This is a genomic window from Streptomyces sp. NPDC059743, from assembly GCF_042732975.1.
In the GTDB taxonomy this organism is placed as follows: domain Bacteria; phylum Actinomycetota; class Actinomycetes; order Streptomycetales; family Streptomycetaceae; genus Streptomyces.
In genome coordinates, this window is the sequence record NZ_JBHWGS010000002.1 from 326,967 (window position 1) to 340,124 (window position 13,158).

Sequence of the window (13,158 nt, forward strand, 5' to 3'; positions counted from 1 at the left end):
CACCTACCGCACAGCAGACCCGACCGATCACCACGACTGACCATCCCGGCACAGAGAGCGGAACACATTGATGTACGACCTGGTAGTGGTGGGCGCAGGCCCCTATGGACTCTCCATCGCCGCGCACGCCGCCGCGGCCGGACTCGATCTACGGGTCTTCGGCAGGCCGATGGCCTCATGGCGGGACCATATGCCGCCCGGGATGTATCTGAAATCCGAACCGTGGGCGTCGAATCTCTGCGATCCGCAGGGCACGTTCGGTCTGGCCGACTACGCCGCCACCCAGGGAGTGGAGGTACGGCACGGCGTTCCGCTGCCCGTCGGCTTCTTCGCCTCGTACGGACTGTGGTTCGCGGAGCGCGCGGCGCCGCCCGTCGACGAACGTATGGTCACGGCCGTCCAGCCCGTCCTGGGCGGATTCCGGCTCTCCACCGAGGACGGCGAGAGCGTGCTCGCCCGTACGGTGGCGCTCGCGATCGGTGTGATGCCCTTCATCGACATTCCCGCGCCGCTGCACGCGCTGACACGGGAGCAGGTGACGCACAGCAGCCACCACGCGGATCTGACGCGCTTCGTGGGACGGGACGTGACCGTCATCGGCGCGGGCCAGGCGGCCCTGGAGACCGCCGCGCTCCTCGCCGAACAGGGCACCGCCGTCAGGGTGGTGGCCCGGTCGGGCAGGCTCAACTGGAACACGCTGCCGCCGCCGCTGGACCGCCCGGTCAGGGAGACGGTCCGTATGCCGCACACCGGACTGGGCTGCGGATGGAAGAACTGGCTCTACGCGGAGACTCCGGGCCTCTTCCGCAGGCTTCCCGCGCAGACGCGGGCGCGTGTCTTCACCTCGGCGCTGGGACCGGCGGGCGCGTGGTGGCTGAGGGAGCGGTTCGAGTCGGCGGTGGACGTCCGGCTGAGTGAGAGTCTGGCGAGCGCGGACCCGATGGACAACGGCGGCGTACGGCTCGAACTGGTCGCCACGACGGGCCGGGTGCAGACCGTGGAGACGGACCATGTCATCGCCGCCACCGGCTTCACTCCGGGACTGGAACGGCTCGGTCTCCTCGACGGCGGACTGCGGGCCGGGCTGGCGACGGTCTCGCCCAGCACCGCGCCCGAGGCGAGCCCGCTCTTCGAGTCCTCGCATCCGGGACTCTTCGTCGCCGGGCTGCTGAGCGCGCCCTCGTTCGGCCCGTCGATGCGCTTTGTGTACGGGGCCACGTACACGGCCGAGCGGCTGGTACGGGGAGTACGGCGACGGCTCGGATCGCGGGGCGGATCGCTCGGTACGGTCCGGCAGCGGCAGGCGTCGCCCGCTTCGGAGCCGATGCCGGCAACGGCCGGGAAGTCGCTGCTGAGCTGACGTGGTGTCAGAAACTGGTGCCAGAACCTGCGCGCCCTGGTCCGTCGGCCGGGAGGATCCGCCGCGATTCTCCCGGCCGGCCGGATACGTCGGTCGTCCGCAGTCGGCTGCGGTCAGCCGCTGTTGGCCGCGGTCAGCGGCGGGCGCGCGCGGTGCTGCGGCGGTACAGGATTCCGCCGCCGAGCATCAGACCCGCGCTCAGCGCCGCCATGCCGAGCAGACCGGCGTCACTGCCGGTGGAGGCGAGCTCCGCGACCGGCGCGGGAGAGTCGGGCCGGGAGTGCGTGGCGGGAGTGACCGTGTCAGGAATGGCCTTGTCGCCCGGCGGTGTACCGGGCACGGGCGGTGTCCTGTCCGTACCGTCGCCCGGCTCGTTGCCCGGCTCGTCGCCTCCGGGAGTGCCGGGAGTCTCGGGTGTTCCGGGAACCTCGGGCGCTCCGGGAGTCTCCGGGAACTGCGGCTCCTCATGGACGTCGGGGAGCGCCACCGGCGAGCCGTTCGCGCACCGGTTGCCGAACGCCGGGTTGAGGACGCCGACCAGATCGACGGAGTTGCCGCAGACGTTCAGCGGGATGTCGATCGGCGCCTGGGCGATATTGCCCGAGCCCACGCCCGGCGATCCCTTGGCGATGGCAGTCGCCTTGGCGCCGGTGGACTCCTTGTGCGGGTGCGCCTGTTGGTGCGGGTGCGTCTCGTGGCGCTGCGGGGCGTGAGCGGGCGCGTCCTCCGGCGGGGCCACCGGAGCGTGGTCCGGCCCTTCGGGGACGGAAGGCGCCCGGTCGTCGTGCCGCGCAGGAGCCCGGTGCTCCTGATGCGACGAGGATCGCTCGTGCGCCGCCGAATGTCCCGGCCGGCCCGACGTATTGACACAGCCGTTGCCGAAGGCGGGATTGCCCACTCCGACGACGTCCACGGTGTTCCCGCAGACATTGACCGGGACCTCAATGGGTGCCTGGACACTGTTGCCCGACAGCACACCCGGTGATCCGGCGGCCACCCCGTCGCTCTCCACCGCGATGGCGTAGCCACCGCCCAGGGACAGCACGCTCGACGCCGCCGCGGCGGCGAGCAGCCCTTTGCTGATGAGGTCTCGCATTTCTCTCTTCTCCTCCTGCTGTGACATCGGGGCCTGCTGAGACCGGTCCCGAAGCAGGGAGAACCCCACGCTTCGGGACCGGACGGCGCAGCGTCAGTCGGCGTTGATACAGGTGTTGCCGAAGGTGGGGTTCAACAGGGCGAGGATGTCGATGGTGTTACCGCAGAGGTTGATGGGAATTTCGACGGGCACCTGGACGACATTGCCCGAGAGGACACCCGGGGAGCCGACAGCGACTGCCTCGGCCTCGGCGTCGGCCATGGCCGGGGCGGCGGCGCCCATCGTCATGAGCAGACCTGCGACGATGGTTGCGGCCTTCTTGCACTTCATCGTGAGCCCTTTCCGCAGCGGCGAATCCGTCCGCACGACTGTCGTGGCACGCGGGCATCGTTTTCTCAGCCCTCACGTCCGCTGCTGGAACACCAACGATGAGGCGCGCGGCAAGGAAACTGTCCTGTTTTATGGCTTTCTCTGGTTCACTCGATTGCCCCGTGAATGGATTCGGGATTTTCGTTTAGGCATAAGAAGAGGCTTTTCGTGGAATACGGCGACGGGCCGGCCGGGGCCCCATTGCCCCGGCCGGCCCGTCGGCCCGGAACGCTCTCCGGGCGGTGGTGCGCGGTGCCGGTCAGCTGTTGCCCGCGCCGTTGCCGGACAGGACCGGGATGTCGTCCAGGATGTGCGACAGCGGCTCGTCGCCCTTGGCCTGCGTGGAGTTCTCCGCGCACTGCTGGTTCTGCGGCGAGGCCAGGACGTTGACGTCCTGCACGGTGATCGGAATGGCACCGACGAGAGAGCCCAGATTGGCCTTGATCGGCGCACCGACACAGAGCTTGTTGAGCGAGCCCTGGACCAGTTCGAGCTGCGGGCTCATCTTGCCCTTGGTGGAGGAGTTGCCGAAGGCCTGCTTGGCACCGTTGCCGCTGAACGACGTGGTGCCGTGGTCGTCGCCGATGGCGAGCGCGGTGGGCGCCGCCGCAGCCGACATGCCGACCACGGAGGCGGCGACGGCGGCGCCGGCCATAATCTTCTTGATCACGATGGGGTCCTTTTCTCAGGAAATGCAGGTGGGGCGACCTGGACAACCGCATGTCAGCGGTTTGGTTCCGCTGCTTCACTCGATCGGCTAGTTGATCGTCGGTAATAGACCATTGGGGTGAAGGGCCAGAACCAAACACACGGTGGGAAGTTGCTCAGGGGGCCCCGGAGTCTTGGGGCATCCGTCAGAATGGGGACTCATCGTGATGATCAAGAAGGTCGTGGCCGGCGCGGCCGTCGCCGCCTCCGTCGTCGGCGTTTCGGCCGCCGCCGCTCCGCAGGCGCTCGCCGTCGGCAATGACACCGGCACCACCTCCCTCAGCGGCAACGGCGCCTGGCAGGCCTACGGCAACTCGGCGACGTACGGCCACATGAGCCCGCAGATGGCGCTCATCCAGGGCTCGCTGAACAAGCCCTGTATCGGTCTGCCCGCCAAGCTGAACGCCGGCTCCCTGCTGGGAGTTGTGCCGATCTCGGTCCAGGACATCAATGTGCTGTCGTCGCCGCAGAACCAGCAGTGTGTCGAGAACTCGACGCAGGCCAAGGGCGACGAGCCGCTCTCGCACATCCTGGACAACATCCCGATCCTGTCCGGCAATGGCACGGGCAACAACTGAGAAATCGGCCGGCCGACCGGACCGCCGCTGAAATCCCGCGGCGGTCCGGTCTTTTTCTCTGTTTCTCAGTTAATGCGGTACGCCGTTCGAGGGAACGGCCGCAACTATTCCGTCCTTCGGCGGTTGAGCAGTCGGACTCCACCGGTGGAGTCCGACTTTCCGGAAAGGCATTTACATGAAGAAGCTGTGGGCAACCGCCGCTGTAGCGGCCACGATCGTCGGGGCGTCCGCCGCCGCCGTGTCGCCGGCCCTCGCGGTCGGTGACGACCAGGGCACCACGTCGTTCAGCGGCAACGGTGCCGAGCAGGCCTTCGGCAACTCCGTTACCAAGGGCGACATGAGCCCGCAGCTCGGCCTGGTCCAGGGCTCGCTGAACAAGCCCTGCATCGGTCTGCCGCTCAAGGCCAACGTGGGCTCTCTCGTCGGTCTCATCCCGGTCACGGTCCAGGACATCAACGTCCTGTCGTCGCCGCAGAACCAGCAGTGTGTCGAGAACTCGACGCAGGCGAAGGGCGACGAGCCGCTGTCGCACATCCTGGACGACATCCCGGTCCTGTCCGGGAACGGTGTCGGCAACAACTGACGCCCTCGGAGGCCCGGTCCGGCAGTACGCCGGACCGGGCCTCCGTCATGAGGTGGGTAGGGTGCCGGAGTGCTCACTGTGACATCCGTGAATGTGAATGGCCTCCGCGCCGCCGCCAAGAAGGGTTTCGTGGAGTGGCTGGCGGAGACCTCCGCCGATGTGGTCTGCCTCCAGGAGGTACGGGCCGAGCCGGGCCAGTTGCCCGAGGCCGTCCGGGAGCCGGAGGGCTGGCACGTCCTGCACGCTCCGGCGGCGGCCAAGGGCCACGCGGGTGTCTCGCTCCTCTCGCGCCGGGAGCCGGAGCGTACGCGGACCGGATTCGGCAGCGCCGAGTTCGACACGAGCGGGCGGTACGCCGAGATCGAGCTGCCGGGTACCACGGTGGCCAGCCTCTATCTGCCGTCGGGCGAGGTGGGCACCGAGCGGCAGGACGAGAAGGTCCGGTTCATGGACGAGTTCCTGCCGTATCTGGCGCAGCTGAGGAAGCGCGCCGCCGCCGACGGCCGTGAGGTGCTGGTCTGCGGAGACTGGAACATCGCCCACCAGGAGGCCGACCTCAAGAACTGGCGCGCCAACAGGAAGTCCTCCGGATTCCTGCCCGAGGAGCGCGCCTGGCTGACCCGGCTGTACGAGGAGACCGGCTGTACGGATGTGATGCGCGCCCTCCATCCCGGCCAGGAGGGACCGTACACCTGGTGGTCCTACCGCGGCCGTGCCTTCGACAACGACTCGGGCTGGCGTATCGACTTGCAGGTCGCCACGCCCGGTCTGGCCGGGCGTGCCGTCAAGGGCTGGGTGGAGCGCGCGGCGGCGCACGAGGAGCGGTGGAGCGATCATGCGCCGGTGACGGTGGTCTACGAGAGCTGAGGTCCGGCGTCGGCGCGCAGCCGGCGGTCCAGGGCCATCGAGAACTCCGCCTCGACGATGCTCTTGGCCAGCGGGCGGAGTTTGGCGGAGTCCGCCGCGGTGGTGTGGGCGGTGAGGACCGCGCTGAAGAGCTCCGCCAGGGCGTCCGCGTGGGCGCGGACCTCGCGGGCGGTCTCCAGGATCGCGGCGAGCGGCACTCCCTCACGGACCAGGGCCGCGGAGACTTCCAGCAGCCTGCGGCTGATGTGGACGATCTCGTCGCCGTCGGTGGCCAGATAGCCGAGGGCGAGTGAGGCGGCGAGATTCTCGGCGGTGGCCTCGCCCTCGAAGTAGTCCGCGAGTTCCTCGGGCGAGAGCCGTACCGGAGTCTCCTCGGTGGGTTCACCGAGGCCCAGAACCTCGCCCACATCGCGTCCGCTCTCGAAGGCGGTGGCCAGGTCGGCGATGCCGGTCAAGGTGTGGCCGCGCTCCAGCAAGGCCGCGATCGTACGGAGCCGGGCCAGATGGTGGTCGTCGTACCAGGCGATCCTGCCCTCGCGGCGCGGTGGCTGTATCAGTCCGCGCTCACGGTAGAAGCGCACGGTGCGGACGGTGATGCCCGCCTCACGTGCCAGCTCCTCCATGCGGTACTCCATACCGGGCAGCTTATGTCGTACCGCCGGTAACTTGTTTCCGTCGGCCCCCTACCCATGAGTACGGAGCTGCTCTACGCTCCGGATTGCGCCAGTGATCGCTGGCGTGGTTCGTGAATGTCCGGCGGCAGGAGGCGGTATGGGCCAGCACGTACGCGTGGCGGTGGTCGGATCCGGATTCGGTGGCCTCGGGGCGGCGGTCCGGCTGCGCAGAGAAGGGATAACCGACTTCGTCGTACTGGAGCGGGCGGGCTCGGTCGGCGGGACGTGGCGGGACAACAGCTATCCGGGATGTGCGTGCGATGTGCCGTCGCACCTCTACTCGTTCTCGTTCGCGCCCAATCCCGACTGGCCGCGCGCCTTCTCCGGGCAGCGGCACATAAGGGCCTATCTGGAGCGGATCGCCGACGCCTTCGGACTGCGTCCGCATCTGCGGCTGCACCACGAGGTCCGGCTGATGCGCTGGGACAACGACGCCCTGCACTGGGAGATGGAGACCTCGCGAGGAACGTTCACCGCGGAGGTGGTGGTCTCCGCGGCCGGGCCGCTGTCGGATTCCCGGATCCCGGAGATTCCCGGACTCGCCGGATTCCCGGGCAAGGTCTTCCACTCGGCGCGCTGGGACCACGACTACGAGCTGCGCGGCAAGCGCGTCGCCGTGATCGGCACCGGTGCCTCCGCGGTCCAGATCGTTCCCGCGATCCAGCCCGACGCCGGCAGGCTGACGCTCTTTCAGCGGACGCCGCCCTGGGTGATGCCGCGCGCGGACCGCGCGATATCCACGGCCGAGCGCCGACTGCACCGGGCACTGCCCTTCACCGGGACCGTACGGCGCAAACTGCTCTGGGGCATCAGGGAGTTGCAGGTCCAGGCCTTCACCAAGCGGCCGAATGAACTCGGGCTCGTCGAGGCCCTCGCCAGGGCCAATATCGCGAAGGCGATCAAGGATCCCGCGCTACGGGCCGCGTTGACGCCCTCGTACCGCATCGGATGCAAGCGCATCCTGCTCTCCAGCACCTACTATCCGGCGCTCGCGCAGCCCAATGTCGAGGTGGTCACCTCGGGCCTCGCCGAGGTGCGCGGCTCGACGCTGGTCGCCGCGGACGGTACGGAGTGCGAGGCGGACGCGATCATCTTCGGGACCGGCTTCCATGTGACGGACATGCCGATCGCCGAGCGGGTCGTCGGCGCCGACGGGCGCACGCTCGCCGAGAGCTGGCAGGACGGTATGGAGTCGCTGCGCGGCGCGACCACGGCCGGCTTTCCCAACTGGATGACGATCATCGGCCCCAACACCGGCCTCGGGAACTCCTCGATGATTCTGATGATCGAGGCCCAGCTCACCTATATGGCCGACTATCTGCGGCAGCTCGACGGCCTCGGCGCCGTCGGCGGGCGCGCGGCGCTGGCGGCCAGGCCCGCGGCCGTACGCGCCTGGAACCACCGGGTGCAGGAGCGGATGCGGCGGACCGTGTGGAACACCGGTGGCTGCACGAGCTGGTATCTGGACGCCAACGGCCGCAACACCACCATCTGGCCCGGTACGACAGCGGAGTTCCGCAGGGCCACGCGCCGCGTCGATCTCTCGGAGTACGAGGTGATCCGCGCCGCGGGACCGCATATGGACGTCGCGGCGCGCACCGGCGGGACCGGCGCGCGGGAGGCCGTCCGATGAGCGCGACCGAGGTGACCGCCGTCTCCGCCGACGGATCCCGTGTCCATGCCGAGGTGTTCGGCGCCGAGGGCCGACCCGCCGTCGTACTGGCCCATGGCTGGACCTGCTCCATCCGCTTCTGGGCCGCGCAGATCGAGGACCTCTCCGCCGACCACCGGGTGATCGCCTACGACCAGCGCGGACACGGCCGTACGCCGCTGCCGGGCCGGAGCGGATACTCCACCGAGGCGCTCGCCGACGATCTGGAGGCGGTGCTCGCCGCCACGCTGGCGCCGGGCGAACAGGCCGTGTTCGCAGGGCACTCGATGGGCGGGATGACGCTGATGGCCGCCGCGCGCAGGCCCGTTTTCCGGGAGCACGCCGCCGCCGCGCTGCTGTGCAGCACGGGCAGTTCGCGGCTGGTCGCCGAGGCGCTGGTGGTGCCGATGCGCGCCGGGCGCGTACGGACGAGGCTCACCCGGCTCGTCCTCGGCGCCCGCGCGCCGCTGGGCCCCGTCACACCGCTGTCCAAGCGGATCCTGCGCTACGGGACGATGGGCCCGGGAGCCGCGCCCGAGCGGATCACGCGGTGCGCGAGGATCGTGCACGCCTGTCCGCGCGTCTCCCGGGTCGCCTGGTCGCGGGTGCTCGGCGAGCTCGATCTCGACGCGGACGTAAGGGAGTTGACGGTGCCCACCGCCGTACTGGTGGGCACCGCGGACCGGCTGACTCCGCCGGTCCAGTCACGGGCGCTGGCCGCCGCGCTGCCCGACTGCCTCGGTCTGACCGAGCTGACCGGGACCGGACATATGACACCGGTGGAGGCGCCGGAGGCCGTCACGGCCAGGATCCGTGAGCTGGCCGCCGCCTATGTCGGAACGAATGTCCCCACGAAGGAGGACGCGGCATGAGCCGGGGCCGGGACCTCGAAGGGCAGGTCACGGTGGTCACCGGCGCGGCGCGCGGTGTCGGCTGTCTGTCCTGGACGGACACCGACATGGTGCGCGGCGCCGGCCCGCAGTCGGTACGGGGCTGTCTGCCGGGCCTTGTCGCGGCGGTCGGCGTGCGGGAGACGAGGCGCGTCGGACCTCGTATGGCCGCGGTGCGCAAGGGACTTGTGGGTGCGGGCGGCGCGGCCGACGAGCGTGAGCGCACACAGCGTGACTGATCGAAATGCGCGGAATGTCGTGGCATGTAAGTCTGGTCGAGGCCCCACCCCACACCCCCCACCTCTACCAGGAGTTGAAATTCCATGGGTATTTCCGACCAGTTCAAGGACAAGGCGCAAGAGCTCGGAGACCGGGCGAAGGCGCAGATGGGCGACAACCAGCGGGACGACCAGTCGGCGCGTTCACAGCAGGGCCGTCAGGGCCAGCAGGGCCAGGGCCAGGGCCAGGGTCAGGGTCAGGGGAACCGGCACGGGCAGCAGCCGGGCCAGCCGGGCCAGCACGGTCAGTCGGGCCAGCGCAACCCGCAGGGCAATGACCGTGCCCAGGACCGCGACAACCAGCCGCCCCGCAGGGCGCAGGACGCGCACGACGACCTCGACGACCACGACCGCTTCGACGCCTGAGCGATTGGCCTGAGGGCCTGAGGGCCTGACAAGAGGCGCATCCGGTTCACCGGGTGCGCCTCCTGTCTGTGCGCCTGCTGTTTCTCGGGTTCTGCGCTCCCGCTGTTCCTCGGGCTCTGTGTTCCCGCTTCTGTGCTCCCGCCGTTCCTCGGGCGGCGGTCAGCCGGTCCTGCGCGGTGGCAGCGGAGGGCGGCGCAGATCGGGCACGGCTCCGTATCCCGGCGGTGCCGAGGCCGGATGTCCCGCCAGCAGATCCAGCGCCACCCACACCGCGTCGTCGAGCTGGGCGTGCCGGCCCTCCGCCCAGTCGAGAGGCGTGCGCAGCGCCTCGATGTCGGGCTCCACACCGTGGTTCTCGACGGACCAGCCGTACGCGTCGAACCAGGCCGCGTTCATCGGCACCGTGATCACCGTGCCGTCGGCGAGGCGGTGGCGTCCCGTGATGCCGACCACTCCGCCCCAGGTCCGCTGGCCCACCACCGGGCCCAGATTCAGCAGCCGGAAGGCGGCGGTGATCATGTCGCCGTCGGAGGAGGTCGCCTCGTCGGCGAGCGCGACGACCGGGCCGCGCGGCGCGTTGGAGGCGTACGAGACGGGCTGGGCGTCCCGCGTCAGATCCCAGCCGATGATCTTGCGGCTGAGCTTCTCCACCACCAGCTCGCTGATATGGCCGCCCGCGTTGCCCCGTACGTCCACGATCAGCGCGGGCCGTGAGACCTCAAGACGCAGATCGCGGTTGAACTGCGCCCAGCCCGAGCCGCCCATGTCGGGGATATGCAGATAGCCGCACTTGCCGCCGCTGATCTCCCGTACCACCGCACGGCGTTTGGCCACCCAGTCCTGGTAGCGCAGCGGGCGTTCGTCGATGAGCGGTACGACCGCCACGCGGCGGGAAGGGCCCTTGCGCCCGGCAGGCTGGAAGGTCAGCTCGACCGTGGTGCCTCCGGCGGCGGCGAGCAGCGGATAGGGACCCGCCACCGGATCGACGGGCCGGCCGTCGACATGGGTGAGGACCGCGCCCGCGCGGATACCCGTACCGGCGAGCGGTGAGCGGGCCTTGGAGTCGGAGGAGTCGCCGGGCAGGATCCGTTTGACCACCCAGGCGCCGTCCCGGCAGACCAGATTGGCGCCGAGCAGTCCGATCGGGCGCTGGTAGTGCGGCGGGCCCTCGTTGCGGCGGGCGGGTGTGACATACGCATGGGAGGTGCCCAGCTCGCCGAGGACCTCGCGGAGCAGATCCGCGAACTCGTCGGGAGAGGCGACCCGTTCGACCAGTGGACGGTACTGGGCGAGGACACCGTCCCAGTCGATACCGCACATCTCCGGCTCCCAGAAGTACGCGCGGATGATGCGGCCCGCCTCGTCGAACGCCTGGCGCCACTCCGCGCCGGGATCGACGTCGTGCAGGATCCGGCGCAGATCGAGGAAGACCGTCGAGTCGCTGTCGCCGGGCTCGGTGGCGGGCACGGCCCGTAGCTCGCCCTCGTCCACGACCACCAGCCTGGTGCCGTCACCGCTGACGGCGAACCAGTCCAGATGGCCTACGAGTTCGCTCTTACGGGCCTTGACGATGTCGAAGTGTTCCAGGGTGGGACGGCCCGACAAGTCCGCGGGATTGGCGAAGGTCTCACCGAGCGCGCCCGAGATCGGCCAGCGCAGCCAGACCAGCCCGCCGCCGCTGACCGGGCGCAGCGCCGAGTACTTGGACGCGGTGACCGGGAACGGTGTGACCCGGTCCGCCAGGCCCTCGACCTCGACCGTGACCGTACCGTCGCCGGACTCGCCGTCCGCCGGATCGAGCCCGCCGGCGGCCGGGCGGCCCTCCGGGGAGAGCGCGAAGGGCGACGGAGTCGCGGAGGAGAGCGGTACGAGATAAGGACGGCAGCCGAGCGGGAAGGAGAGGTCGCCGGTGTGCACGTCGTACACCGGGTCGAAGCCGCGCCAGGACAGGAAGGCGAGATAGCGGCCGTCGCTGGTGAAGACCGGATTCTCGTCCTCGAAGCGGCCGTTGGTGACGTCCACGATCGTACGGGCGAAACTTCCGGCGATCTTGGCGAGCTTGATCTGGCGCAGGGAGCGGCCGATGCCGGGATGGGACCAGGTGAGCCAGTCGCCGTCGGGCGAGAAGGCGAGATCGGCGACGGGGCCGTTGACGGAGTGGATGAGCTCGGTGACGCGGGCGGGTGCCGGGGCGGGTGTGGGTGGGGGTGTGGGTGCCGGGTCCGGTGCGGTGTTTTCTGCGGGGTCCGGGGTGGGTGCCGGTGGCGGTGTCGACTCGGCGTTGTGGTCCGGGGCGGGAGTCCCCTCGGGGGGTGTGGGCGAGGTGTCCGCCGCTTCGGCCTCGGGTGGCTCCTCCTCTTCCTCCGTGACATCTATGAGCAGCAGCCTCCCGTCGTGGGAGGCGATCGCTATCCGCCCGCCCTCCGGGTCGGCGACCATCTCCAGCACGCGGCCGAGCTGTCCGGACGCCAGTCGGCGCGGCGGCCGGTCGCCGCTCGCGCGTGGCAGATACGCGATCTCTACGGCGTCCTCGCCGTCCGCGTCGGTGATGTACGCGACCTGGCCGCCGCTGCCGAGCATCTCGGGGAATCTGACGCGTACGCCATGGGTGTCGGCGATCGTACGGGCCGGGCCGTCGCGGTGCGTGAGCCAGTACAGGCTGCCGCGTACGGAGACGGCGCTCGCCCGGCCCGTCGTGTCCACGGATATCCCGTTCACATGACTGGCCGCGGGAACCTGGTAGCCCCGGCGTCCCGCGCGCTGCCCGCCGAGCCGTACGTCCAGCTTGCGCGGCACCGAGTCGGCGGTCAGCGAGTCGACCAGCCAGAGATCGCCCGCGCACTGGTAGACCACCCGGTGGCCGTCGGACGACGCGTGACGTGCGTAGAAGGCGTCGTGATCGGTGTGGCGGAGCAGATCGGTGCCGTCGGGACGGCAGGAGTAGAGATTGCCGACGCCCTCGTGGTCGGAGAGGAACGCGATACGTCCGCCGACGAACATCGGGCAGTCGAGATGGCCTCGGAGATCCGCGAGCAGCCGCTTGCCGTGCAGCCAGAGCCGGCCCGTCGCGCCGCCGCGGTACCGCTTCCAGGCGGCCGGCTCGTGCGGTGGCTTGCCGGTGAGCAGGAGCGTACGGTGCTCGCCGTCGATGTCCGCGACGGCGATGTCGTTGACCGGGCCCCAGGGCAGCGCGCCGCCGGGAGAGCCGTCCGTGGGGAGGCCGTAGGCCCAGGCGAAGTACGAGAACGGCTGGCCGTGCGAGGAGACGGCGAGGATCTGGGATTCGCCGTCGTCGTCGGGAGGCGTCCAGCCGCAGACGCGGGTGTCGGTGGCGCCCCAGTAGGTGAGCCGACGGGCCGGACCGCCGTCCACCGGGGCGAGATATATCTCCGGGTCGAGGCTGCGCCAGGTCGTGTAGGCGATGCGGCGGCCGTCGGGCGAGAAGCGGGGATGACCGACTCTGGTGCGGTCGACGGTCACGCGCCAGGCGCGTTCGGGCCGGTGCCCGGCCGGTGCGAGGGGAGCGACCCAGAGGTCGTCCTCGGCGGCGAAGCACAGCAAGTCGTCGTGCAGGTGCGGGAAGCGAAGATACGCGACGTCGTCACTCACCCCCCAATGCTGCCCTGTTTGGCCCCGTTCCGCCTCTGCGCCTCTGCGCCTTCCGGCTGGGGGTCGTGGTTCTGGGGTGCGTTTCGGCGCGGACCGGTTTTTGTGTGCGGGTTGTCGGTCGCTGCCGTT

Annotated in this window: 12 protein-coding genes and 1 pseudogene; 8 read left to right on the top strand and 5 right to left on the bottom strand. The window is 70.0% G+C overall.

What is annotated here, in order from left to right; genetic code table 11:
• Positions 1-70 precede the first annotated feature (70 nt).
• On the top strand, positions 71-1,360 hold the full coding sequence (locus ACFV6H_RS04585) for an NAD(P)-binding domain-containing protein (protein WP_385538571.1): 1,290 nt from the start codon (positions 71-73) through the stop codon (positions 1,358-1,360).
• Between the two features lie 133 nt (positions 1,361-1,493).
• On the opposite strand, the gene ACFV6H_RS04590 is transcribed toward ACFV6H_RS04585, so the two are convergent.
• The 3 genes from ACFV6H_RS04590 to ACFV6H_RS04600 all read right to left on the bottom strand — a co-directional run bounded on the left by ACFV6H_RS04590 (position 1,494) and on the right by ACFV6H_RS04600 (position 3,492).
• Positions 1,494-2,456: a chaplin family protein gene (locus tag ACFV6H_RS04590; RefSeq protein WP_385538573.1), complete on the bottom strand. Its 963-nt coding sequence runs from the start codon at positions 2,454-2,456 to the stop codon at positions 1,494-1,496.
• Positions 2,457-2,549: 93 nt separating this feature from the next.
• A complete protein-coding gene (locus ACFV6H_RS04595) occupies positions 2,550-2,786 on the bottom strand; it encodes a chaplin (protein ID WP_384977162.1) in 237 nt (78 codons plus the stop codon).
• Positions 2,787-3,084: 298 nt separating this feature from the next.
• Positions 3,085-3,492: a rodlin gene (locus ACFV6H_RS04600; protein ID WP_385538961.1), complete on the bottom strand. Its 408-nt coding sequence runs from the start codon at positions 3,490-3,492 to the stop codon at positions 3,085-3,087.
• A gap of 208 nt (positions 3,493-3,700) precedes the next feature.
• Here ACFV6H_RS04600 and ACFV6H_RS04605 point away from each other — a divergent pair, with 208 nt between their 5' ends.
• From ACFV6H_RS04605 to ACFV6H_RS04615, 3 genes are all read left to right on the top strand, one after another.
• Complete coding sequence (locus tag ACFV6H_RS04605; protein WP_385538963.1) at positions 3,701-4,111, top strand: rodlin; 411 nt, start codon at positions 3,701-3,703, stop codon at positions 4,109-4,111.
• Between the two features lie 175 nt (positions 4,112-4,286).
• On the top strand, positions 4,287-4,694 hold the full coding sequence (locus ACFV6H_RS04610) for a rodlin (protein WP_384977164.1): 408 nt from the start codon (positions 4,287-4,289) through the stop codon (positions 4,692-4,694).
• A gap of 69 nt (positions 4,695-4,763) precedes the next feature.
• Positions 4,764-5,561 (top strand): exodeoxyribonuclease III, encoded by a 798-nt coding sequence (locus ACFV6H_RS04615; protein ID WP_385538576.1) that lies wholly within the window; start codon positions 4,764-4,766, stop codon positions 5,559-5,561.
• Here the strand turns inward: ACFV6H_RS04615 and ACFV6H_RS04620 are convergent.
• A complete protein-coding gene (locus ACFV6H_RS04620; protein ID WP_385538965.1) occupies positions 5,549-6,184 on the bottom strand; it encodes a MerR family transcriptional regulator in 636 nt (211 codons plus the stop codon). The two genes, ACFV6H_RS04615 and ACFV6H_RS04620, sit on opposite strands and share 13 nt — an antisense overlap.
• Before the next feature lie 148 nt (positions 6,185-6,332).
• On the opposite strand from ACFV6H_RS04620, the gene ACFV6H_RS04625 reads away from it, so the two are divergent.
• From ACFV6H_RS04625 to ACFV6H_RS04640, 4 genes and pseudogenes are all read left to right on the top strand, one after another.
• The gene (locus ACFV6H_RS04625; protein ID WP_385538578.1) at positions 6,333-7,868 is read left to right on the top strand and encodes a flavin-containing monooxygenase; all 1,536 of its coding nucleotides are present in this window, start codon (positions 6,333-6,335) and stop codon (positions 7,866-7,868) included.
• Positions 7,865-8,758, top strand: coding sequence for an alpha/beta fold hydrolase (locus ACFV6H_RS04630; protein WP_385538580.1), 894 nt, complete (start codon positions 7,865-7,867; stop codon positions 8,756-8,758). The genes ACFV6H_RS04625 and ACFV6H_RS04630 overlap by 4 nt, the downstream gene beginning before the upstream one ends.
• 41 nt (positions 8,759-8,799) lie before the next feature.
• Positions 8,800-9,015, top strand: a pseudogene (locus ACFV6H_RS04635) (short-chain dehydrogenase); the annotation flags it as partial.
• Between the two features lie 84 nt (positions 9,016-9,099).
• Complete coding sequence (locus ACFV6H_RS04640; RefSeq protein WP_385538582.1) at positions 9,100-9,420, top strand: hypothetical protein; 321 nt, start codon at positions 9,100-9,102, stop codon at positions 9,418-9,420.
• A 159-nt stretch (positions 9,421-9,579) separates the two neighbouring features.
• Here the strand turns inward: ACFV6H_RS04640 and ACFV6H_RS04645 are convergent, their stop codons facing one another.
• Complete coding sequence (locus ACFV6H_RS04645; RefSeq protein ID WP_385538584.1) at positions 9,580-13,029, bottom strand: S41 family peptidase; 3,450 nt, start codon at positions 13,027-13,029, stop codon at positions 9,580-9,582.
• Positions 13,030-13,158 lie beyond the last annotated feature (129 nt).

What these genes read in the sequence shown, in the direction of transcription:
- ACFV6H_RS04585 (WP_385538571.1), top strand. Translation starts at nt 71, where the DNA reads ATGTACGACCTGGTAGTGGTGGGCGCAGGCCCCTATGGACTCTCCATC.
- ACFV6H_RS04630 (WP_385538580.1), top strand. Translation starts at nt 7,865, where the DNA reads ATGAGCGCGACCGAGGTGACCGCCGTCTCCGCCGACGGATCCCGTGTC.
- ACFV6H_RS04610 (WP_384977164.1), top strand. Translation starts at nt 4,287, where the DNA reads ATGAAGAAGCTGTGGGCAACCGCCGCTGTAGCGGCCACGATCGTCGGG.
- ACFV6H_RS04620 (WP_385538965.1), bottom strand. Translation starts at nt 6,184, where the DNA reads ATGGAGGAGCTGGCACGTGAGGCGGGCATCACCGTCCGCACCGTGCGC.
- ACFV6H_RS04590 (WP_385538573.1), bottom strand. Translation starts at nt 2,456, where the DNA reads ATGCGAGACCTCATCAGCAAAGGGCTGCTCGCCGCCGCGGCGGCGTCG.
- ACFV6H_RS04605 (WP_385538963.1), top strand. Translation starts at nt 3,701, where the DNA reads ATGATCAAGAAGGTCGTGGCCGGCGCGGCCGTCGCCGCCTCCGTCGTC.
- ACFV6H_RS04595 (WP_384977162.1), bottom strand. Translation starts at nt 2,786, where the DNA reads ATGAAGTGCAAGAAGGCCGCAACCATCGTCGCAGGTCTGCTCATGACG.
- ACFV6H_RS04640 (WP_385538582.1), top strand. Translation starts at nt 9,100, where the DNA reads ATGGGTATTTCCGACCAGTTCAAGGACAAGGCGCAAGAGCTCGGAGAC.
- ACFV6H_RS04625 (WP_385538578.1), top strand. Translation starts at nt 6,333, where the DNA reads ATGGGCCAGCACGTACGCGTGGCGGTGGTCGGATCCGGATTCGGTGGC.